This window comes from Saccharothrix obliqua, assembly GCF_019375475.1.
Classification (GTDB): Bacteria; Actinomycetota; Actinomycetes; order Mycobacteriales; family Pseudonocardiaceae; genus Actinosynnema; species Actinosynnema obliqua.
Genome location: NZ_JAHXGQ010000004.1, coordinates 538,699 through 559,552 on the forward strand (window position 1 = coordinate 538,699; position 20,854 = coordinate 559,552).

Annotated in this window: 17 protein-coding genes and 1 tRNA gene; 13 read left to right on the forward strand and 5 right to left on the reverse strand. The window is 74.2% G+C overall.

Annotation, left to right across the window (positions count from 1 at the left end):
* Positions 1-8 precede the first annotated feature (8 nt).
* The 4 genes from KZQ38_RS15790 (at position 9) to nrfD (ending at position 7,367) form a co-directional block, all read left to right on the forward strand.
* Positions 9-2,186 (forward strand): eCIS core domain-containing protein, encoded by a 2,178-nt coding sequence (locus KZQ38_RS15790; protein ID WP_219442712.1) that lies wholly within the window; start codon positions 9-11, stop codon positions 2,184-2,186.
* Positions 2,187-2,248: 62 nt separating this feature from the next.
* On the forward strand, positions 2,249-5,536 hold the full coding sequence (gene fdh, locus KZQ38_RS15800) for a formate dehydrogenase (protein WP_504739559.1): 3,288 nt from the start codon (positions 2,249-2,251) through the stop codon (positions 5,534-5,536).
* A complete protein-coding gene (locus KZQ38_RS15805) occupies positions 5,533-6,411 on the forward strand; it encodes a 4Fe-4S dicluster domain-containing protein (RefSeq protein ID WP_219442714.1) in 879 nt (292 codons plus the stop codon). Before fdh ends, KZQ38_RS15805 begins: the two co-directional genes overlap by 4 nt.
* Positions 6,411-7,367: an NrfD/PsrC family molybdoenzyme membrane anchor subunit gene (gene nrfD / locus KZQ38_RS15810; RefSeq protein WP_219442716.1), complete on the forward strand. Its 957-nt coding sequence runs from the start codon at positions 6,411-6,413 to the stop codon at positions 7,365-7,367. Before KZQ38_RS15805 ends, nrfD begins: the two co-directional genes overlap by 1 nt.
* Here nrfD and KZQ38_RS15815 read toward each other — a convergent pair.
* From KZQ38_RS15815 to KZQ38_RS15825, 3 genes are all read right to left on the reverse strand, one after another.
* Positions 7,317-9,050, reverse strand: coding sequence for a SelB domain-containing protein (locus KZQ38_RS15815; protein ID WP_219442718.1), 1,734 nt, complete (start codon positions 9,048-9,050; stop codon positions 7,317-7,319). The two genes, nrfD and KZQ38_RS15815, sit on opposite strands and share 51 nt — an antisense overlap.
* A complete protein-coding gene (gene selA, locus KZQ38_RS15820) occupies positions 9,041-10,330 on the reverse strand; it encodes an L-seryl-tRNA(Sec) selenium transferase (protein ID WP_219442720.1) in 1,290 nt (429 codons plus the stop codon). The genes KZQ38_RS15815 and selA overlap by 10 nt, the downstream gene beginning before the upstream one ends.
* Positions 10,331-10,342: 12 nt before the next feature.
* Positions 10,343-10,437 (reverse strand) — tRNA-Sec (locus tag KZQ38_RS15825).
* Between the two features lie 292 nt (positions 10,438-10,729).
* Between KZQ38_RS15825 and selD the strand changes: the two genes are divergently transcribed.
* Positions 10,730-11,728: a selenide, water dikinase SelD gene (gene selD / locus KZQ38_RS15830; protein ID WP_219443010.1), complete on the forward strand. Its 999-nt coding sequence runs from the start codon at positions 10,730-10,732 to the stop codon at positions 11,726-11,728.
* Positions 11,729-11,733: 5 nt separating this feature from the next.
* Here the strand turns inward: selD and KZQ38_RS15835 are convergent, their stop codons facing one another.
* Together KZQ38_RS15835 and KZQ38_RS15840 are read right to left on the reverse strand one after the other, a co-directional pair.
* Positions 11,734-12,882 carry a cysteine desulfurase family protein gene (locus tag KZQ38_RS15835; protein ID WP_219442722.1) on the reverse strand — a complete coding sequence of 383 codons (1,149 nt, stop codon included), beginning with the start codon at positions 12,880-12,882 and terminating at the stop codon, positions 11,734-11,736.
* A gap of 95 nt (positions 12,883-12,977) precedes the next feature.
* On the reverse strand, positions 12,978-13,382 hold the full coding sequence (locus tag KZQ38_RS15840; protein ID WP_219442723.1) for a PRC-barrel domain containing protein: 405 nt from the start codon (positions 13,380-13,382) through the stop codon (positions 12,978-12,980).
* A 99-nt stretch (positions 13,383-13,481) separates the two neighbouring features.
* Between KZQ38_RS15840 and KZQ38_RS15845 the strand changes: the two genes are divergently transcribed.
* The 8 genes from KZQ38_RS15845 to KZQ38_RS15880 are packed head-to-tail and all read left to right on the forward strand — an operon-like array spanning position 13,482 to position 20,850.
* Positions 13,482-14,411 carry a PfkB family carbohydrate kinase gene (locus KZQ38_RS15845; RefSeq protein ID WP_308258426.1) on the forward strand — a complete coding sequence of 310 codons (930 nt, stop codon included), beginning with the start codon at positions 13,482-13,484 and terminating at the stop codon, positions 14,409-14,411.
* Between the two features lie 57 nt (positions 14,412-14,468).
* Positions 14,469-14,810 (forward strand): NADH-quinone oxidoreductase subunit A, encoded by a 342-nt coding sequence (locus KZQ38_RS15850; RefSeq protein WP_219442725.1) that lies wholly within the window; start codon positions 14,469-14,471, stop codon positions 14,808-14,810.
* On the forward strand, positions 14,801-15,784 hold the full coding sequence (locus tag KZQ38_RS15855; protein ID WP_219442727.1) for a hypothetical protein: 984 nt from the start codon (positions 14,801-14,803) through the stop codon (positions 15,782-15,784). The genes KZQ38_RS15850 and KZQ38_RS15855 overlap by 10 nt, the downstream gene beginning before the upstream one ends.
* Positions 15,777-16,682, forward strand: a complete 906-nt coding sequence (locus KZQ38_RS15860; RefSeq protein WP_219442730.1) for an NADH-quinone oxidoreductase subunit H — start codon at positions 15,777-15,779, stop codon at positions 16,680-16,682. Before KZQ38_RS15855 ends, KZQ38_RS15860 begins: the two co-directional genes overlap by 8 nt.
* 5 nt (positions 16,683-16,687) lie before the next feature.
* Positions 16,688-17,251 carry an NADH-quinone oxidoreductase subunit J gene (locus tag KZQ38_RS15865; RefSeq protein ID WP_219442732.1) on the forward strand — a complete coding sequence of 188 codons (564 nt, stop codon included), beginning with the start codon at positions 16,688-16,690 and terminating at the stop codon, positions 17,249-17,251.
* A complete protein-coding gene (gene nuoK / locus KZQ38_RS15870; protein ID WP_219442734.1) occupies positions 17,248-17,553 on the forward strand; it encodes an NADH-quinone oxidoreductase subunit NuoK in 306 nt (101 codons plus the stop codon). Before KZQ38_RS15865 ends, nuoK begins: the two co-directional genes overlap by 4 nt.
* Positions 17,554-17,557: 4 nt before the next feature.
* Positions 17,558-19,357 carry an NADH-quinone oxidoreductase subunit 5 family protein gene (locus KZQ38_RS15875; RefSeq protein WP_219442736.1) on the forward strand — a complete coding sequence of 600 codons (1,800 nt, stop codon included), beginning with the start codon at positions 17,558-17,560 and terminating at the stop codon, positions 19,355-19,357.
* Positions 19,358-19,359: 2 nt separating this feature from the next.
* The gene (locus KZQ38_RS15880; RefSeq protein WP_219442739.1) at positions 19,360-20,850 is read left to right on the forward strand and encodes a complex I subunit 4 family protein; all 1,491 of its coding nucleotides are present in this window, start codon (positions 19,360-19,362) and stop codon (positions 20,848-20,850) included.
* Positions 20,851-20,854: the final 4 nt, after the last annotated feature.

The window sequence follows — 20,854 nt, forward strand, 5'->3', positions numbered from 1 at the left end:
GAACTGACATGCGGGCACATGAAGAACCGGAACAGCAACGCACGCGGCGTGCCGCGGAACGGGCCGAGGAGGTGCGCACGCCGTCCGGTCTGTCGCCGGGACTGCTCGCGGCGTTGCAGCGGAGTGTCGGCAACGCGGCCGTGGCCGGGTTGGTGACGCGTGCCGCGGACCCGGCGACCTCGGGTGCGGTCGACGTGCTGCGGTCCGCGGGTCGGCCGCTCGCGACACCCGTGCGGCAGGAGATGGAGGCCCGGCTCGGCGCGGACTTCGGTTCGGTGCGCGTGCACGACGACCACGCGGCCCGGGAGGCGGCGGCCGGGCTCGGGGCTCGGGCGTTCACCTCGGGCGACCACGTCGTGATCGGCGACGGCGGCGGGGACCGGCACACCCTGGCCCACGAGCTGACCCACGTCATCCAGCAGCGCGAGGGCCCCGTGTCGGGCACCGACAACGGTTCCGGGCTGCGGGTCAGCGATCCCGGCGACCGGTTCGAGCGCGCCGCCGAGGAGAACGCCCGGACCAGCCTCGCCCGGCCGCTGCCCGACCGCCCGGTGGAGGGCGGGAACGGGGAGCCGACCACCGGAGCGGTGCAGCGGGCGCTGCTGGTGGGCACGGACGACCTGTCCCAGCGCTACCGGAGCCGCACCGAGAACCTGCCACCGAAGCAGCAGCGGGTACTGCTCAACGAGATGGTGCAGAACGTCGTCAACCAGTTCATGACGGTGGTCAAACCGGAGTTCACGGCGGAGGAGCGCAAGGCGTTCTGGGAGGAGCGAGCGCGGATCAGGTACCAGTTGGAGAAGGCCATCGTGTCCCCGATCGGGCACCGGGGCACGCACCCGGTGCTCGCCCGCCCGGTCGGCGCGAACACCGCCTTCGGCGCGAAGAACCACGACATCCGGGTCGCCAACTACACGGACCTGGCACGCAACCTCATGGGATGGGTGTACGCGAAGGACAAGCGCCGCGAGGAGAAGGCCGCGGCGAACCGCATCCAGGACGAGGGTGAGGTCGAGCAGGTCCTGAACGTGCTGCTGCGGCGCATCCGCCACCGGATCGACGACATCGAGGACGGCAGGGTCGAGGTCCGGGGCGAGCCGCTGTCCAAGCGGAAGTTCGAGATCCTGAAGGAGGAGCTGACCACGGGGCTGTCCCACCTGGAGTCGCAGCCGAAGGTGCGCGACAAGGGGGACCGCCGCAGCCACCACGACCCCGCGCAGGCCGGGAAGCCCATCGGCTCGTACCTCGCCTACTTCGCCATGGACCCGAAGTTCGAAGGCAGCTCCCTGCGCAGCAAGCTGATCGAGAAGGGCGGTGTCTGGGCGCTGCTGAGGCGACCGCACGACTTCTCGTTCCGGGACAAGCTGATCGCGTTGCACGACCTGTCCGAATACTTCGGCCACTCCCGGCACACCCCGCCCACCATGGGCAAGACGCTGGTCCCGGAGATCGGCGACCGGGAGAAGGCCAGCACCACGGGCTACCGGGAGGACGGCACGCGCATCACCGCGAAGGACCGCGGCCAGGTAGCCGTCCACCCGTCCACGCGCAACGAGAACTCACCGACCACCAGGCTCGCCCGCTCCCGGAACCTGCCGGTGTGGGCGGGCCAGTCCTACACCGCCGCCCGGATGTTCAAGATGGCCGAGGAGTTCGGGGCGAGCCAGGAGGAGATCGCGGCGGTCGCCTGGGGCATCTTCTCGTTCTGGCGGGTCGACTTCGACCACACCACCGAGTACGCCTACCACACCCTGCACGAGGTCATGGACATCTCCCAGAACTTCGGCCTGGACTACCACGTGGACGACCAGTACGCGTCGCTCTCCCTGGTCGACGTCAAGAAGATCACCGGGAAGCTGGAGGAGGTCCGGAACACCACGCGGGCGGTGCACGAGGACGCCAGGCAGCAGGTGGAGGAGTTGAAGACCGCGCTCCGCGGCAAGTCCCGGAACCGGGAGGTCCGCGAAGCCCAGAAGCGCTTCCTGGACATCGCGCAGGACGTGGCGGACGAACTGGGTGACATCCGCCGGGCGCTCCGCAAGCGCGCCGAGGAGGCCGAGTCCTGGGACGGGTTGTCCGGCCGGGACCGCACCTGCCTCCTGGCGTACTGCCTGGACGACCTGAAGGGCGTGCGGAGGCGGGTAGGGCGGCTCGACGACAAGTTGGCGCGCGTGGAACGCCGGTGACCCCCGCCGGGATGCGCGCCGCCGCCGCCGGTGTGAGCATGGAGCGGCGGAGGGAGGCGGGCGTGGGACCGAAGCGGTGGCTGGAGCTGTGGCCGGTGTACCGGCAGCTCACCGGCGGTGACCCGCTGGGCCGGGGGCACGCCGCCCAGTCGCCCCGGTCGGCGGGGCTGACCGCCCGCACCGAGGGCGCCGACCACGTCGCCAAGTCCATCTGCCCCTACTGCGCCGTGGGCTGCGGCCAACGCGTGTACGTCGCGGACGACCGGGTGCTCCAGATCGAGGGCGACCCGGACAGCCCCATCTCCCGCGGCCGGCTGTGCCCGAAGGGGTCGGCCAGCACGCAACTGGTCAACGGTCCGCAGCGCGCCCGCAAGGTCCTCTACCGCGAGCCGTACGGCACGGAGTGGCAGGAGCTGGACCTCGACACGGCGATGGACATGGTGGTCGACCGGGTCCTCGACGCCCGCGACAAGGGCTGGCAGGACGTCGACGAGCACGGCGCACGCGTGCGCCGCACCCTCGGCCTGGCGAGCCTCGGCGGCGCGACGCTGGACAACGAGGAGAACTACCTCATCAAGAAGCTGTTCACCGCGTTGGGCGCGCTCCAGATCGAGAACCAGGCTCGCATTTGACACTCCGCCACGGTTCCCGGTCTGGGAGCCTCCTTCGGTCGCGGCGGGGCGACGGACTACCAGCAGGACCTCGTCAACTCCGACCTCGTGGTCATCATGGGGTCGAACATGGCGGAAGCCCACCCGGTGGGTTTCCAGTGGGTGATGGAGGCCAAGGAGCGGGGCGCGCCGGTGTTCCACATCGACCCGCGGTTCACCCGCACCAGCGCGCACGCCGACCTGCACGTGCCGCTGCGCGCGGGCACCGACATCGCGTTCCTCGGCGGCGTGGTGAACCACATCCTGAGCAACGAACTGGACTTCCGCGAGTACGTGGTGGCGTACACGAACGCGTCCTTCCTGCTGCGCGAGGACTACCGGGACACCGAGGACCTGGACGGGCTGTTCAGCGGCTACGACCCGGAGACCGGCGCGTACGACCCGGCGTCGTGGCAGTACGAGTCCGTCGAGGAGAAGCACGCCGGGCGGGACGCGGACTCGGCGGCCAAGGAGCAGTCCTCGTCCTACCAGCACGGCTCGGGCGGGCCGCGGGTGGAGGGCGGCAGCGACCGGATCGCCGCCGACCCGACGCTGCGGCACCCCCGGTGCGTGTACCAGGTGCTGAAGCGGCACTTCTCCCGCTACACGCCGGAGATGGTGGCACGGGTCTGCGGCGTGTCCGAGGAGGTGTTCCGCGCGGTGTGCGACGCGTGGACGGCCAACTCCGGGCGCGAGCACACCGCGGCGCTGGTCTACAGCGTGGGCTGGACCCAGCACACCACGGGCTCGCAGTGCATCCGCGCGGGCGCGATCGTCCAGTTGCTGCTGGGCAACATCGGCCGGCCCGGTGGCGGTGTGTTCGCGTTGCGCGGCCACGCCAGCATCCAGGGCTCGACCGACATCCCGACGTTGTTCAACCTGCTGCCCGGTTACCTGCCGATGCCGACCCCTGAGCACACCGACCTGTCGTCCTACGTGGACAGCATCCGCGCCGACCACCAGAAGGGTTTCTGGCGCGCGGCCGACACCTACGCGGTGTCGCTGCTCAAGGAGTTCTGGGGCGACCGCGCCACCGCCGACAACGACTACTGCTTCGACTACCTGCCCCGGATCACCGGCGACCACGGCACGTACCGCACGGTGATGGACATGGTCGACGGCAAGGTGTTCGGCTACTTCCTGCTCGGCCAGAACCCGGCCGTCGGCTCGGCGCACGGCCGGCTCCAGCGGTTGGGCATGGCCAACCTGGACTGGCTGGTCGTGCGCGACCTGACCATGATCGAGTCGGCCACCTTCTGGCGTGACTCGCCCGAGGTGGAGACCGGCGAGATCGCGCCCGAGCGGTGCCGCACCGAGGTGTTCTTCTTCCCGGCGGCCTCGCACGTGGAGAAGGAGGGCACGTTCACGCAGACCCAGCGGATGCTCCAGTGGCGCGAGAAGGCCGTGGAACCGCGGGACGACCAGCGCTCGGAACTGTGGTTCTTCTACCACCTCGGCCGGCGGCTGCGCGAGCGGCTGGCGGGTTCCACCGACGAGCGCGACCGGCCGCTGCTGGACCTGTGGTGGGACTACGCGGTGGTGGACGACGAACCGCAGGCGGCGGACGTGCTGCGGCGCGTCAACGGCGTGGACCTCACCGCCGACCGCGCGGTGGGCGGCTACACCGAGCTGAAGGCCGACGGGACCACCGCCGCCGGCTGCTGGATCTACAGCGGCGTCTACGCCGACGAGGTGAACCAGGCCGCGCGCCGCAAACCCGGGCGCGAGCAGAACCTCTACGCCACCGAGTGGGGTTGGGCGTGGCCGATGAACCGCCGCGTGCTCTACAACCGCGCTTCGGCCGACCCGGAGGGCCGGCCGTGGAGCGAGCGCAAGGCGCTGGTCTGGTGGGACGCCGAGCACGGCCGGTGGGTGGGCCACGACGTGCCGGACTTCGAGCGCGACAAGCCACCGGACTACGTGCCGGAAGAGGGCTCGGTGGGCGTGGAGGCGTTGCGCGGCGACGACCCGTTCATCATGCAGGCCGACGGCAAGGGCTGGCTGTTCGCGCCCAGCGGCCTCCAGGACGGGCCGCTGCCGACGCACTACGAGCCGCACGAGTCGCCGGTGCGCAACCCCCTCTACGGCCAGCAGGGCAACCCGACCCGCAAGGTGTACGGGCGGCCGGACAACCCGTCCAACCCGGCGCCGCCCGAACCACACGGCGAGGTGTTCCCGTTCGTGCTCACCACCTCGCGGCTCACCGAGCACCACACCGCGGGCGGCATGAGCCGGACCCTGCCGCACCTGGCGGAGTTGCAGCCGGAGCTGTTCGTGGAGGTGTCGCCCCGGCTGGCGCGGGAACGCGGGCTGGAGCACCTGGGCTGGGCGCACCTGGTCACCAGCCGGGCCGTGGTGGAGGCACGCGTGGTGGTCACCGACCGCATCCCGCCGCTGCGCGTGGAGGACCGCGTCGTGCACCAGGTCTGGCTGCCCTACCACTGGGGCACGACCGGCCTGGTCCGGGGCGATTCGGCGAACGACCTGTTCGGCGTGGTGGTCGACCCGAACGTGTTCATCCAGGAGACGAAGGTCGCCACCTGCGACGTGCGGCCGGGTCGGCGCCCGCGCGGACCGGCGCTGCTGGACTTCCTGGCGGGGTACCGCCGGCGTGCGGGCATCACCGCCGACACCGGCACGCACGTCCTCACCGCCGGTCCGGGGGCCGAGGGTCCGGCGCACACGGAGGAGGAGTCGTGACCGAGCACAGCCTGTACGGGCCGTTGGACGACGTGGCGGGCGAGGCCGGCTACGACGACCACCCGCCGCGCATGGGGTTCTTCACCGACACCTCGGTCTGCATCGGCTGCAAGGCGTGCGAGGTGGCCTGCAAGGAGTGGAACGGCGTCCCGGCGGACGACTTCGACCTGCTGGGCATGTCGTTCGACAACACCGGTCACCTGGGCGCGAACGCGTGGCGGCACGTGGCGTTCGTGGAGCAGCGGGCGCAGGACCTGGGTATGCCGTCGTTCGACCGGCCGGGCGACGGGTCGGGGCCGGAGTCCCGCACGGACTTCCGGTGGCTGATGTCGTCGGACGTGTGCAAGCACTGCACGCACGCCGGGTGCCTGGACGTCTGCCCGACGGGCGCGTTGTTCCGCACCGAGTTCGGCACCGTCGTGGTGCAGCAGGACATCTGCAACGGGTGTGGTTACTGCGTGTCGGGCTGCCCGTACGGCGTGATCGAGCGGCGGGAGGGCGACGGCCGGGCGCAGAAGTGCACGCTGTGCTACGACCGGCTGCGGGCGGGCGAGGAACCCGCGTGCGCGAAGGCGTGCCCGACCGATTCCATCCAGTTCGGCGAGGTGGACGAGTTGCGTGACCGGGCCGCCGCGCGGGTGGCCGCGCTGCACGAGCGCGGCGAGGTGGGCGCGCGGCTGTACGGGGCCGACCCGGACGACGGCGTCGGCGGTACGGGCGCGTTCTTCCTGCTGATGGACGAACCCGAGGTCTACGGGCTGCCACCGGACCCGGTGGTGCCGACCCGCGACCTGCCCGCGATGTGGAAGCGCGCCGGGCTCGCCGCGGTCGCGTTCGCGGCGGCGGCCGCGGTGGCGTTCGCGGGTGGGCGCTGATGCCCGAAGAGGCGCGGTTCCGCTCGTACTACGGCCAACCGGTGCTCCAGGAGCCGGCGTGGGAGTGGCCGGTGCCCGCGTACCTGTTCGCGGGCGGGGTGTCCGCGGGCTCGACGTTGCTGGCCGTCGGCGCGGACCTGACCGGTCGGCCCGCGTTGCGGCGCGCCGGGCGGTTGGGCGCGTTGGTGTCGCTCGGCGCGGGCACCGTGTTCCTGGTGGCCGACCTCGGCCGGCCGGAGCGGTTCCTGCACATGCTGCGGGTCGCCAAGCCCACGTCGCCGATGAGCGTGGGCACGTGGTTCCTGGTCGCGTACGGGCCCGGGGTGGGCGTGGCCGCGGCGGCCGAGGTGCTGCCCGCGCGGTGGCGGCTGGGCAGGCTGCTGCGGTGGCTGGCGCGCCCGGCGGGCCTGTCGTCGGCGGTGGTGGCGCCCGGCGTCGCGGCCTACACCGCCGTGCTGCTGTCGCAGACGGCCGTGCCCGCGTGGCACGAGGCGCACCCCGAGCTGCCGTTCGTGTTCACCGGGTCGGCGGCGGCGGCCTCGGGCGGGTTGGGCATGGTGTGCGTGCCGACCCCGGAAGCCGGTCCGGCGCGGGCGTTCGCCGTGCTGGGCGGGGTCGCGGAGCTGGTGTCGGCGCGGGTGCTGGACGCCCGGCTCGGTCTGGTGCGCGAGGCGTACGGGACGGGGCGGGCCGGTCGGCTGCGGCACTGGGCGGAACTGCTCACGGCCGGTGGTGTGCTGGGCGCGGCGCTGGGTGCGCGGCGGAGTCGCGCGGTGGCGGTGCTGTCCGGCGCGGCGTTGCTGGCGGGCAGCGCGTTGCAGCGGTTCGCCGTGTTCGAGGCCGGGGTGGCGTCCACGCGTGACCCGAAGTACGTGGTGGTGCCCCAGCGTGAACGGATCGCGCGGTCACGGGACGAGGCGGGTGTCGTCGGGCAGCCGCCGCGTCAGGCCGAGTGAGTCGAGCAGTTCCAGCAGCGGCACCGCGACCCGGCGCGTGGTGCCGAGCGCGGCCTTCGCCTGGCTCGCCGTGAACGGGCCGGGCAGCCCGGCCAGCACACCCGCCGCCCGCCGCGGGGCGTCGGCGGCGAGCACCACGCCGTCGGCGACGCGGACCAGCCTGCCGACCCGCACGGCCGCCGCGAGTTCCCGCGTGCCCAGCCCGAGTTCGGCGAGCCGGGCCGCGTCCGGCGCGCGGAACGGCGCGCCCGCGAGGTCGGCCTCCACGGCGGCGACCGCGCCGGCCACCGCGGGCGGCAACGCGGCCGGCGCGGGCACGTGCCCGTCGACCACGCGTGCGCCGGTCCGGCCGAGCACCGCCGGCACGACGTCGGCCGGCACGCCGAGGCGGTCGGCCAGGACGTCCACCGGCGTGCCCGCGGTCAGCGGGTGGTCGGCCCGCCAGGCCGCGACCACCTCGGTCGCCCGGCGCGCGAGCCCCGCCCAGTGCTCCGGGTCGAACCGCCACTCCCCCACCGGGACGCCGACGTCGTCGAAGCCGAGCACGTGCAGCTCCCGGACCGGCACCGGACCGCGTTGCCGCAGGTGGGCGTGGACCGCGCCGGCGGCCAGCTCCAGTCCGCGCCGCCGCGCCGCGCCGCGCCGGGTCAGCGCGGGCGGGCGCACGTCGAGCACGAGGACCCCGGCCGCGATCCGGTGGCGGCCGGGGTCGCGGAGCAGACCGCGGTCGCCCGCACGCAGCGGGAGCGGGTGCGCCAGGGTCAGCCGGGCGGTGTCCGGGCCCAGCGGTCGGACGTGCACGGGCACGGCGGCCGAGCCGACGTGCAGCACGAGCCGGGCGGGCACGGGCGGGGTCGGTCCGGGGGCGGCGGGTGTGGTCAGCCGGGCGTCCAGTTCGCGGGTCGGCCACCACGCGCCCGGCGTGACCAGCGCATCGCCCCGCCGCACCCGGTCACGCGCGACACCACGCAGGTTGACCGCGACGCGGGCGACACCGGTGACCCGGTCGACCGGTTCGCCCAGCGCCTGCAACCCGCGCACCGGGACGTGCCGGCCGCCGAGGTCCAGCTCTTCGCCCACCTCGATCGTGCCCGCGCCGAGCGTGCCGGTGACCACCGTGCCCGCGCCACGGGCGGTGAACGACCGGTCCACCCACAGCCGCACGTCGGCCGCCGGGTCCGGCTCGGGCAGCGCCCGCGCCACCACGTCCAGCTCGGCACGCAGGTCCGTCATCCCCGCGCCGCCGCGCCCGCTGACGGCCAGCGCACGCACGTCACGCAGGGAGGTGGCCGCCAGGTGCGCACGGGCCTGGGCGAGCGCGGGCGCGGGGTCGTCCAGGTCGGCACGCGTCACCACCAGCAGGCCGTGCCGCACGCCCAGGCCGTCCAGGGCGGCCAGGTGCTCGGCGGACTGCGGCATCCAGCCCTCGTCGGCCGCGACCACGAACAACACCGCGGGCACCGGTCCGACGCCCGCGAGCATGTTCGTGGTGAACCGTTCGTGGCCCGGCACGTCCACGAACGCCACGGGCCCGCTCGGCAGCTCGGTCCAGGCGAAGCCCAGGTCGATGGTCAGGCCGCGCGCGCGTTCCTCGGCCCAGCGGTCCGGTTCCATCCCGGTCAGACGCCTGATCAGGGTGGACTTGCCGTGGTCGACGTGGCCCGCGGTGGCGATCACGCGCATCGCAGCACGGCCTCCCGCAGCCGGTCGTCGTCGGTCGGGTCCACGGCACGCAGGTCGAGCAGGCACCGGCCGCGCTCGACGCGCCCCACGACCGGCGGGCGACCCGTGCGCAGTGCGGGCGCCCACCGCGCCGGCAGGCTCACCGCCGCGCTGGGCAGCTCCACGCCCGGCGCGCCACCGCCGCCGACGGCCGCCGCGCTCGGCACGGCGGCGGCGTCGACCCCCGCCGCCACGAGCGAGCCGGCCAGGCGTTCGGCGCGGGCGTTCAGCTCGGCCACGTCGACCGCCAGCGCCCGCGCCACGGGCGTGGGCGGCCCGAGCAGGGTGGCCTCCAGCGCCGCCAGGGTCAGCTTGTCCACCCGGAGCGCGCGGGCCGCCGGGTGCCTGCGCAGCCGGCGGACCAGGTCGGCCGCGCCGAGCAGCAGCCCGGCCTGCGGGCCGCCGAGCAGCTTGTCACCGCTGGCGGTGACCAGTGCCGCGCCGGCGCGCAACGCGGTCGTCGCGTCCGGTTCGCCGGGCAGCCGCGGGTGCGGCGCGAGCAGGCCGGACCCGATGTCGACCACCAGCGGCACACCCAGCCCGGCGAGGTCGGCGTCGTCGGGCGTGCTGGTGAAGCCGGTGACGCGGAAGTTCGACGGGTGCACGCGCAGCACGAAGCCGGTGTCCGGGCCGATCGCGTCGGCGTAGTCACGCAGGTGGGTGCGGTTGGTGGTGCCGACCTCGCGCAGCCGGGCGCCCGTCGAGGCCAGCAGCTCGGGGATGCGGAACCCGTCGCCGATCTCGACCAGCTCGCCCCGGCTGAGCACGATCTCCCGGCCGGGTGCCAGCACCAACGCGCACAACAGCAGCGCGGCGGCGTTGTTGTTGACCACGTGCACGTCACCCGCGTCCGGCACCGCCGCCGCCAGCGCGGCCAACGCGCCCCGCCCGCGCCGGGCCCGTTCGCCGTCCGCCAGGTCGAACTCGACGTCGGTGCACCCGGTCGCGTCGGCGACGGCCGCCGCGGCAGCCCGGGACAGCGGCGCGCGGCCGAGGTTGGTGTGCACGAGGACGCCGGTCGCGTTGATCACCGGCCGCAGCGAGGACGCCCGCGCCGGCAAGGCGGTGAGCACGGCGTCCACCACACCGGCGGGTGCGATGCCACCGGACCGCGCGCGTTGCTGCGCGGCCACCACGACGTCCTTCACCAGCGCCCGCCCCAGCTCGGCCACGGCGGGCGCGAGCCTCGGGTCGGCCAGCACCGCGTCGGTGCGCGGTATGGCCCGGCGGGCGTCCGTCACCACGCACCGCCGTGGCGGAGGCGGACGGGAATCGAACCCGCCAGCGACAGCACCTGCCGCTCAACGGTGTTGAAGACCGCGCCGGCCACCAGGCCGGGTACGCCTCCTCGCGCCATCGCCCAATCCTGCCGGCGGACGTCCGGCCCTGCCCGTCGGCGAACCGCCGAGCCGAGCCGTCGCCCCCACCGACCCGGGGCCGCCCGACCAAACCGCCGCGCCGCCGCCGACCCGCCCGGCAGCGAGCCGGAGCCGCCACCCGACAGCACGCCGAAGTCGCCGACCTGACCCACCACCCCCGCCGGCAGGCCGTGCTGTCGCCCGAGCGGGTCGGGCGGGGTGCCCGGACCGCCTCGTCACCGTGCGGGGCGTGCGACGACCGGCCACGCTGGACGGGTGACGATCTCGGCCGGGTACCGGTTGACCCAGTACGCCCACGGCGGCGGGTGTGCGTGCAAGATCCCGCCTGGCGAGCTGGAAGAGGTGGTGCGCGGCCTGGTCGGGGTCGTGCCGCGTGATCCGCCCGGCGAGCTGGTCGTGGGCCTGGACCACGGCGACGACGCCGCCGTGGTGCGCATCCGCCCCGGCCTCGCGTTGATCGCCACCACCGACTTCTTCACGCCCGTCGTGGACGACCCGTTCGACTGGGGGCGCATCGCCGCCGCCAACGCCCTGTCCGACGTCTACGCCACCGGCGGGCAGCCGGTGGTGGCCGTGAACCTGCTCTCCTGGCCACGCGGCGTGCTGCCGTTCGAGCTGGCGGCCGAGGTGCTGCGCGGCGGGCAGGAGGTGTGCGCGGCGGCGGGGGCGCACCTGGCCGGCGGCCACAGCGTGGACGACCCGGAGCCCAAGTACGGGCTCGCCGTCACGGGTGTCGGCGACCCGGACCGCCTGCTGCGCAACGACGCCGGCCGACCGGGGCAGCCGCTGTCCCTGACCAAGCCGCTCGGCCTCGGCGTGCTCAACAACCGGCACAAGGCGACCGGCGAGGTGTTCCCGGAAGCCGTGGCCACGATGGTCCGGCTCAACCGGGACGCGGCACGCGCGGCGCTCGACGCGGGCGCCGGGTGCGCGACCGACGTGACCGGCTTCGGGTTGCTCGGGCACCTGCACAAGCTGGCGCGGGCCAGCGGTGTGACGGCGGTGGTGGACGCCGCGGCGGTGCCGTACCTGGACGGCGCGCGGGAGTCCCTGCGCGCGGGTTACGTCAGCGGCGGCACGCGGCGCAACCTCGACTGGGTGCGCTCGCACGCCGACCTGACCGCGGTGTCCGAGGACGAGGCGCTGCTGCTGGCCGACGCCCAGACCTCGGGCGGCCTGCTGGTGGCGGGCGAGGTGCCGGGCGCGCCGGTGATCGGCGAACTGGTGCCCCGCGGCACGCGCACTGTCGTCGTGCGCTGACCGGGTCAGCCCGCCGAACGGGCGGCGTCGGCGAGCAGGCGCGCGGCCGTGGTCACGTCGTGCTCGGTGGTCCACCGGCCGACGCTGAGCCGCACCGCCGACATCGCCGCCGCCTGGGGCACGCCCATCGCGAGCAGCACCGGCGACGGCCGGTCGAGCCCGGCGTGGCACGCCGACCCGGCCGAGGCCGCGAGCCCCGGCGCGGCGGCCAGGACGGCGTCCGCACGCGTGCCGACGACGGCCACGTTGAGGGTGTTGGGCAACCGCCGGACGGGGTGGCCGTGCAGGACGACCCGGCCCGGCAGTAGCTCCACCAGCAGGCGGTGCAGCAGGTCGCGCAACGCGCGCAGCCGCGCCGGCTCGGTCGCGGTGCGGGTGCGGGCCAGGCGGGCGGCCTCACCCAGGGCGGCGATGTGCGGGACGTTCTCCGTGCCGCCGCGCAACCCGCGTTCCTGCCCGCCGCCGTAGGTCGACGGTTCCAACCGCAGTCCACTCCGGACGTACAACGCGCCGATCCCCTTGGGCGCGTACAGCTTGTGGCCGCTGAAGCTGAGCAGGTCCACGTCCAGCGCACGCGCGGAGACCGCGATCTTGCCCACCGACTGGGCGGCGTCGCAGTGGAACAACGCGCCCCGCTCGTGGGCGATCCGCGCGAGGTCGCGCACCGGTTGCACGGAACCGGTCTCGTTGTTCGCGTGCATGATCGACACCAGCGCGGTGTCGCCGGTGATCGCGGCGGCCAGGTCGGCGGGGTCGACCAACCCGTGCCGGTCGACCGGCAGGCGGGTGACGCGGTAGCCGTGCAGGCGGGTCAGCGCCACGCAGTTCTCCAGCACCGCGGGGTGCTCGGTGACCTGCGTGACGACGTGCCGACCCCGTTCCGGGTGCGCGAGCACCGCGCCGCGCACCGCCAGGGTGACGCCGTCGGAACCGCCCCCGGTGAACACCACGTCCCCGGGGTGGGCGTCGACGAGCGCGGCGACCTCGGCGCGGGCGGCGTCCACGGCGGCACGCGCGACCCGACCGCCGGCGTGACCGCTGGACGGGTTGCCGAAGCGGTCGCGCAGGTACGGCAGGCAGGCCCGGAGCACCGCGGGGTCGACCGGGGTGGTGGCGTTGTGGTCCAGGTAGATCGGACCCGGGTCGGCGGTCACGGTAGCGGCTCCGGTCGGGTGTCCCGTGCCGCCACCTGCCCCGGCGGCGACGCGCCGAACCTACCGCGCGTCGCCGGACCCGGCGAGCGGTGCGGTCACAGCATCGGGGGTATCAACCGGTAGCTCTCGGTGTAGTAGTCGCCGATGCGTTGGCGGTGGCCCTCGTGGTCGGGTTCGTCCGGGTCGCGCTCGGGCGCGTTCTTGATCTGCTCGCGGGTGCGGTCGACGTAGACCTTCCGCTCGTCGTGGTCGACTCGCCGCACCGTGCCCACCGGCAGCACGACCTCGCGGCCGAAGATCCACGGGCCGGTGTCGACCACGAGGCAGTCGGCGGGCGCGTCGGCGTCGCTCTCGGCGATCTTCCCGATCCCGCCGTCGGTCGCCTCGACCTCGTAACCGACCAGGACGCCCGGGTGCGCGCCCGCGGTGTCGTGGTCGGACGCTCGGTCATCCGACCACGACGCGTCGCGCCAGGTCCAGGGGGCGAACAACGGGTGCATCTCATCCTCCGCGGCTCGGGGGCGCGTTCCGACGTGGACTACCCCGATCAGGCCGGGCGGACACCGTTTCGACCGGGCACGGCCGGGTACGGCTCCTCCGTGGACGTGATCGTCATGGGGCAGGTCGCCCGGGACCTGGTGCTCGTGGTGCCCGAGGTGCCGGACGCGGGCAGCACGGCCCCGGTGCGCACGCGACGCGAGGTGCCGGGTGGCAAGGGCACCAACATCGCCGTCGGCCTCGCCCAGCTCGGGGTGCGGGTCGGGCTGCTCGGCGTCGTCGGCGACGACGCGGTCGGGCAGGGGTTGACCGAACGGCTCAGGCACGACGGCGTGGACACGGGTGCCGTGGTCCGCCGGTCCGGGACGGCGACCGGGTTGATCGTGGAAGTGCTCACCGGGGGCGGTCGGTGGCGTTACCTGGAAGACCTGCCGCCCGCCGTCCAACTGCACGAGGACGACGTGCACGCGGCGGAGGCGGCGTTGACCGCGGCCGACTGGCTCGTGGTGCAGCTCCAGCAGCCCCCCGCGGCGGCGCTCGCCGCGGTTCGGCTCGCCAAGGGAGCGGGCCGCCGCGTCGTGCTCGACGGCGCACCCGCGGACGACGGACGCCGGGACGAGTTGCTGTCCCGCGCCGACGTCCTCCGCGCCGACCACCACGAGGCGGAACTGCTGACCGGGTACCGCCTGGACGACGTGGGCACCGCGTTGCGGGCGGCTCGGGAACTGCTCTCGCGTGGCCCGTCCGTGGTGGCGCTCGCGGTCGGCGGTGCGGGCAACGTCTTCGCGTGGGAGGGCGGCGATCTCGTGCTGCCGCTGGTCGACGTCGACGTGGTGGACTCCACCGGCGGCGGTGACGCGTTCGTCGCCGGGTTGACCTGCGCGCTCAGCCGGGGTGACCGGCCGGAGCGGGCGGCCCGCCTCGCGGTGGCCGCCGCCGGTGTGACCGCGACCCACCCCGGTGGTCGGCCGGACCTCGCCGCGCACCGCGTCGGACGGGCGTTGGAGCGGTTGCCGGACACGACCGGCTGACGAGTCGCGGGGTGCCGGCAACCTGCCTATGCTCGCCGGCATGGCGGGCTCGGGCCGGTGACCGGCATCGCGACGCTGCTGGTGGCGACGACCGCCCTGGTCGCCGCGCTGTACGGGGTGGCCGCACTCGTCCGCCTCGGCCCGGCACGCATCGACGTCCCGCCGTTCCTGTCGGGCCACGCCGCCCAAGAGCACGCGGTGTCCCGGTACCACGTGCGCTGGTACACGATCACGATGGTGTTCCTGGCGTTCGACATGGAGATGGTCTTCATGTACCCGTGGACCCTCGTCGTCGCGCAGATCGGCATGTCCGCCGTCGTGGAGATGTTCCTGTTCCTGGCGGTGCTCTTCGCCGGGGTCTGGTACGCGTGGCGGGAGGGCGTGTTCCGGTGGACCTGACCGCGTGGTTGCTGCGACGCACTCCCCCGTGCGTCTTCGTGCTCACGACACCCGGTGGGGACCTCGTGCGCTTCGCCGTCGAACGGGTGGTGCGGGAACGGGGCTGGCGCGCGGCCGACAGCCCGGCCGAGGCGAACGTCCTGGCCGTCGCCGGTCCGCGCACCCCCGACTTCGACCAGTACGTGGAACGCGTGTGGGAGTCGATGCCCGGTCCACGCGCCCGGACGCACATCACCGAGGCGTCCGAAGCCGCGAACGCCCTCGCGGAGGCGGCGGCGCGGATGCGTGATGTCGTGCGGCAGAAAGCGGATTCACCCTCCCCGACACCGCGGCGAACGGCATCGTCCGGCTCGGACATGGAGCACAGCGCCTCCTGTGCGGACCACAGTGGACACGGACACCACATGTCCGACATGGAGATGCCCGGCGGGATACCGATGGCGGACCGGGGCGAGGACCGCGACGGGCTGAGGCTGGACGTCCTCCACGTCCCCCTCGGCCCGGCCCTCCCCCACTGGCCCGCGGGTCTGGTGGTCCACACGACGGTGCAGGGCGACGTGATCCGGGCGGCGCGGGTCGAACTGCTCGCCGGTGACCGCACCTCGTGGCGGGCCGCCGTGCCCGGTCTGGTCCACCGGCTGGACCACGCCGCCCGCCTGCTGGCCGTCGCGGGCTGGGCCGACGCCGCGGCCACCGGCCGCCGGTTGCGCGACCGGGCCGTCGACGGGGCGACACCGTCCGGTGTGGACGGTTGGGCGCGGCGGGTCCGGCGGTCCCGGGTCCTGCGTTGGACGTTGGCCGGGGTGGGCGGGCACGACGGCGGCGACGCGCTCACCCGCCTGCACGGGTGGCTCGCCGGCCACGACGCCGCGGTGCCGGTCGACGTCCTGCCGGACCTCCTCGTCGGCACGGAGCTGGCCGCCGCCCGGCTGACCGTCGCGAGCCTGGCCGAGGAGGTGCGGGCGGGTGGTTGAGACCTGGTGGGGCGGCCTGCTGCTGCCGCCGGTCCTCGTCGCCTTCGCGGTCGCGGGCGCGGCGTTCGACTCGGTGCTCACGGCCAGGGCGGCGGGTGCGCCGGCACGTCCGCTGCGGTCGGTGGTCGGTCTGCTCGCGCAGCGGCGGAGGCGAACCGCGGCCGCCGACGCGCTGCTCTGGCGGGGCGGCGCGATCGCCCTCGTGGTGGCCGCGGTGCTGGCGTCCGCGGCCACGCCGCTCGGTCACCACGTGGTCGGCGACCTGTCCGTCGGCGTGGTGTGGTTCAACGCCATGGAGGTGGTCGCCTGGGCCGCGGTCTGGCTCGTCGGGTGGGGGTCGAACTCGGCGTTCCCGCTCGTCTCCGGCTACCGGTTCGTCGCCCAGGGCCTCGCCTACGAGTTGCCGCACATGTTCGCCCTGATCACGGCCGCGCTCGGCGCGGGCTCGCTGCGGGTGGGCGACGTCGTCGCGGCGCAGCGGGACGTGTGGTTCGTGGTGTGGATGCCGGTGGCGTTCCTGGTGTACCTGGTCTCGGTGCCGGCGATGGCGTTCTTCCGCCCGTTCGACCAGGCCGCGGGGGCGGACGCGGGCGGTGGTGTGCTCGCCGAGCTGTCCGGGGTGGACCGGTTGGTGTTCATCGCCGGTCGGTGGCTGCTGCTGGTGTCCGGCGCGGCGATGGCGGTCCCGCTGTTCCTGGGCGGTGGCAGCGGCCCGCTGCTGCCGGGGTGGGCGTGGTCGGTGGTCAAGACGGCCGCCGTGCTCGCCCTGCTGGTGTGGGCCGGACGCCGGTTCCCGACGATCAGGGTCGACCGCTTCCAGGAGGTCGCGTGGCTGGTCCTGCTGCCGGCGACGCTGGTGCAGGCGTTGTTCGTCTCCCTGGTCGTGGTCGCGAGGTGAATGCGATGTGGCGTGACGTGGTGTTCTGGGCGTGCGCGGTGCTCGCGGTGGGCGCCGCGGTCGCCGTGTTCCGCGTCGATTCCATGGCACGCGCGACGTTCGCCCTGCTCGCCTCGTTCATCGCCACGGCCGTGACGGTGCTGCTGCTGGACCTGGCGTACCTCGGGGTGCTGGTCGTGCTGATGATGGTCATGGAGATGGTCGTGATGGCGGTCTTCATGGTCATGTACATGATGAACCCGGCCGGCCTCATGCCGATGACCATGGTGCACAACCAGCGGGGCGCACTGGCCATCGCGACCGGCGTGTTCCTCCTGCTGGCGACCGGCGTCCTGGTCACGCCGTGGCCCGAGTCGGCGGCCCCGCGGCCCGCGGACCCCGCTCGGCAGCTGGGCGAGGCGTTGATGGGCGACCGGATGCCGACCATGATCGTGCTCGGGCTGGCGTTGTTCGCGACGATGGTGAGCACCGTCGTCCTGGCCACCGACCGGGGCCGCTACGACCGGTTCGGCGACCGCCTGGACCGCGACCACCCGCACGACCCGACCAGCGGGGGTCTCGGCCGATGACGCTCCAGGGCTTCCTCCTGCTCGCCTCCGCGTTGTTCGCCGTCGGCCTGTACGGCGCGCTGTCCCAGCAGTCCGTCGTGATGGTGATGATGGGGCTGGAGCTGGTGGTGAACGCGGTGATCGTCGGCGCGGCGGCGTTCTGGTGGCACACCTCGCCGGAACGACCCGACGGCCAGGTGCTCGTGCTGCTCGCGGTCACCGCGATGGCGGTGGAGATGGCGGTCGGTTTCGCGGTCACCACGGCGATCTTCCGCAGCCGGGACGTGGACATGACCGACCGGGCCGCGGACCTGAGGGGCTGACGGCGTGCTGTGGGCGCTGGTCGCCGTGCCGCTGGTGGCGGGCACGGCACTGGCGTCGGCGGGCCGGCGGGCGGACCGGGTCGCGCCCGCCGTCGCGTGCGGGGTCGCCGCGCTGGTCCTGGTGTCGGCGGTGGGGGTGGCGGTCGGGCGGCCGGCCACGTCCGCTCCCCTCCTGAGCGGCCTGCGCTTCGGGCTGGCGGTCGACGGCCTGTCCGCGGTGATGGTCGTGACGGTGGCCGGGGTGCTGCTCGCGGTCGTGGTCCACGCCGCCGGCGAGATCCGCGCCGAGCAGGCGCGGTTCTTCGGTCTGCTGCTGGTCTTCGCCGGGGCCATGCTGGTCACCGTCACGGCCACGACGGTGCCCGCGCTGCTGATGGCGTGGGAGGTGATGGGCGCGGCGTCGTACGCGCTGATCGGGTTCCGGTGGCGGGACGAGCACCGGGTCACCGCCGGCACCGTCGCCTTCCTCACCACGCGGGCGGCGGACCTCGGCCTGTACCTCGCCGCCGGGGCGGTGGTGGCCGGCGGGTCGGGCGCGGCCGAGCTGGCGGGCCTCGCGGACCTGTCCGGCGGGTGGCGGGACGTCGCGGCGGCCGGTCTGGTGGTGGCGGCCCTCGGCAAGTCCGCGCAGCTCCCGTTCAGCTTCTGGCTGTCCCGCGCGATGGCGGGCCCCGGTCCGGTGTCGGCCCTGCTGCACTCGGCCACGATGGTCGCCGCCGGCGCGTACCTGCTGCTGCGCGTCGAACCCCTGGTGACCGCCACGGGCTGGGCGGGCCCGGTCGTGGCGTGGACCGGCGCGGCGACCGCGTTGGCGCTCGGCGCGGTCGCCGTGGTGCAGCGCGACTTGAAGCAGCTCCTGGCGGCGTCGACGTGTGCGCAGATCGGGTTCGCGGTGCTCGCGGCCGGGGTCGGCGGTGGTGCGGCGGGCACCGGCCAGCTGGTGGCGCACGCGGCGACCAAGAGCCTGCTGTTCCTGTGCGCGGGCGCGTGGTTGACCGCGTGGGGCACCAAGGACCTGCACGGGCTGCGTGGAGTCGCCCGCCGGCACAAGGTGGTCGGCGTCGCCTTCACCGCGGGCGCGCTGGCGTTGGCCGGTGTGCCTCCGCTGTCCATCTGGTTCACCAAGGACGCGGTCCTCGGCGTCGCGGCACACCACTCGTCGGCGCTGTACGTCGTGGGGTTGGCGGCGGCCGTGATGAGCGGCCTGTACGCCGGGCGCGCGCTGTGGTCGGTATGGGGTCCTTCCCCCGCCCACCCGGCGTTCGACACCGAGGAGCGGGGCACGAGGACGGTGACCGTGCTCCAGCAGGCACCGCTGCCGGTCCTCGCCGTCGCGGCGGCCGGGTTGGGCCTCGTGCTCGGTTCCGGCGACGCGAGTGGGCGGGACGCGCTGCTGTCCGGGGTGATCGCGGTCGGCGCGGTCGCGCTGGCACGACCCGCTGGCGACGCGTTGACGAGGACCAGTGGCCCACTGGCCGACTGGCTGGGGCTGGAGGCCGTGGCGCGGCGGTTCGTCGGCCGGCCCGCCCTGGCGGTGGCGGACCGGGTGGCGTGGTTCGACGACCGCTTCGTGGCCGGCGGTGTGCGGTTGGCAGCACGGGCGGGTGACGCGGCGGCGAGGGTCGCGGACGTGCGCGTCGACCGGTGGGTGGACGGCGTCGTGCGACGCGTCGCGGACGTGGCGCGGGCGCTCGGCCGTGCGGCCCGACGACCGCAAACGGGACAGCTGCACCACTACTACGCGCAAGCCGTGGTCGGTCTCGCCGTGCTGGTGGTCCTGGCGATCGTCGTCGGACGGGGGTGAAGGTGCTTACCGCCGTCGTCTTCCTGCCGCTGGTCGCGGCGGTGGTGCTGCTGGTGGCACCACGTACGGGCGACCGGTTCGCGCACGTGGTCTGGATGGCGACCAGCGCGGTGGAACTGCTGCTCGTGGTCGTGCTGTGGATCGGCTACCGGCCGGGCCCGTCGGGCTTCGACCACGAGGTCCACCACCGGTGGATACCCACCGTCGACGCCGGGTACCACGTCGGCGTCGACGGCTTCAGCCTGCCGCTGGTCGCGCTCACCACCGTCCTGTTCCTCTCCTGCGCGATCTACTCGGCGCGCGAAACGCGGCGGGTGCGCTCGTACGCCGCGTTGTTCCTGTTCCTGGAGACGGTCTGCCTCGGCGTGTTCGTGGCGCTCGACCTGGTCCTGTTCTTCGTGTTCTTCGACCTGTCGATCGTGGGCATGTACTTCGTGATCGCGGGCTGGGGACATCGGGACGCGGCCCGCGCGGCGCTGAAGTTCTTCCTGTACACGTTCCTCGGCTCGCTGGTGCTGCTGCTGGGTTTCATCGGCCTGTACCTGGCCTCCACGCCGCACACGTTCGACGTCGTCGCGCTGACCGGGCAAGAACCCTTGGCGGGCAAGGGGGCGGTCGGCGCGTTGGTGCTGGCGGCGTTGGCCCTGGGGCTGGCGATCAAGACCCCGGTCGTGCCGTTCCACACGTGGCTCCCGCCCGCGCACACGGAAGCACCCGCCGCCGGATCGGCGATCCTCGCCGGAATCCTGCTGAAGATGGGCACGTACGGCTTCGTCCGCATCGTGATGCCGACCCTGCCGGGCACGTGGCGGGACTACGCGCCGGTGTTCGTCGTCCTGGGTGTGGTGAGCGTCGTCTACGGCGCCCTGGTCGCCCTGGCGCAGCGCGACTTCAAGCGCATGATCGCGTACACGTCGGTGAACCACATGGGTTACGTGGTCCTCGGTGTCGGCGCGGCCGGGGTGATCGCGTCCACCGACGAACAGGCCCGTGACCTCGCGGTCACCGGAGCCGTCACGCAGATGGTGAGCCACGGTCTGATCACCGCCGCGCTGTTCCTGCTCGCGGGTGTGCTGCACGAGCGCGGGTCGACCTACCGGATGGCCGACTACCGCGGTCTCGCCGCACGTGCGCCGCGGTTCGCGGTGCTCACCGCGACCGCCTCGTTCGCCTCGCTGGGCCTGCCCGGGTTCTCCGGGTTCATCGCCGAGTTCCAGGTGTTCACCGGCGCGCTCGGCGGCGTGCCGGTGGCCACCGGCGTGGCGCTCCTCGGCATCCTGATCACCGCCGCCCTGTTCCTCCGCGCGGTGCAGGGCCTGCTGCTCGGGCCGTTCGCCGCGCCGGGCGGCCGGTTCCCGGACCTGACCACGCCGGAGCTGGCCGCCACCGCGCCGCTCGTCGTGCTGTCGGCGGTGATCGGCGTGTTCCCCCGCTTCCTGCTCGACGTCGTGGAACCCGCCGCGCGTGCGCTGAACACCGTGCTCGGCGGGTGACGAC

Excerpts from the sequence above, each read along its gene's own strand:
- KZQ38_RS15790 (WP_219442712.1), top strand. The coding sequence starts at position 9 with ATGCGGGCACATGAAGAACCGGAACAGCAACGCACGCGGCGTGCCGCG.
- nrfD (WP_219442716.1), top strand. The coding sequence starts at position 6,411 with ATGCCCGAAGAGGCGCGGTTCCGCTCGTACTACGGCCAACCGGTGCTC.
- KZQ38_RS15815 (WP_219442718.1), bottom strand. The coding sequence starts at position 9,050 with ATGCGCGTGATCGCCACCGCGGGCCACGTCGACCACGGCAAGTCCACC.
- KZQ38_RS15840 (WP_219442723.1), bottom strand. The coding sequence starts at position 13,382 with ATGCACCCGTTGTTCGCCCCCTGGACCTGGCGCGACGCGTCGTGGTCG.
- KZQ38_RS15865 (WP_219442732.1), top strand. The coding sequence starts at position 16,688 with ATGTGGCGTGACGTGGTGTTCTGGGCGTGCGCGGTGCTCGCGGTGGGC.
- nuoK (WP_219442734.1), top strand. The coding sequence starts at position 17,248 with ATGACGCTCCAGGGCTTCCTCCTGCTCGCCTCCGCGTTGTTCGCCGTC.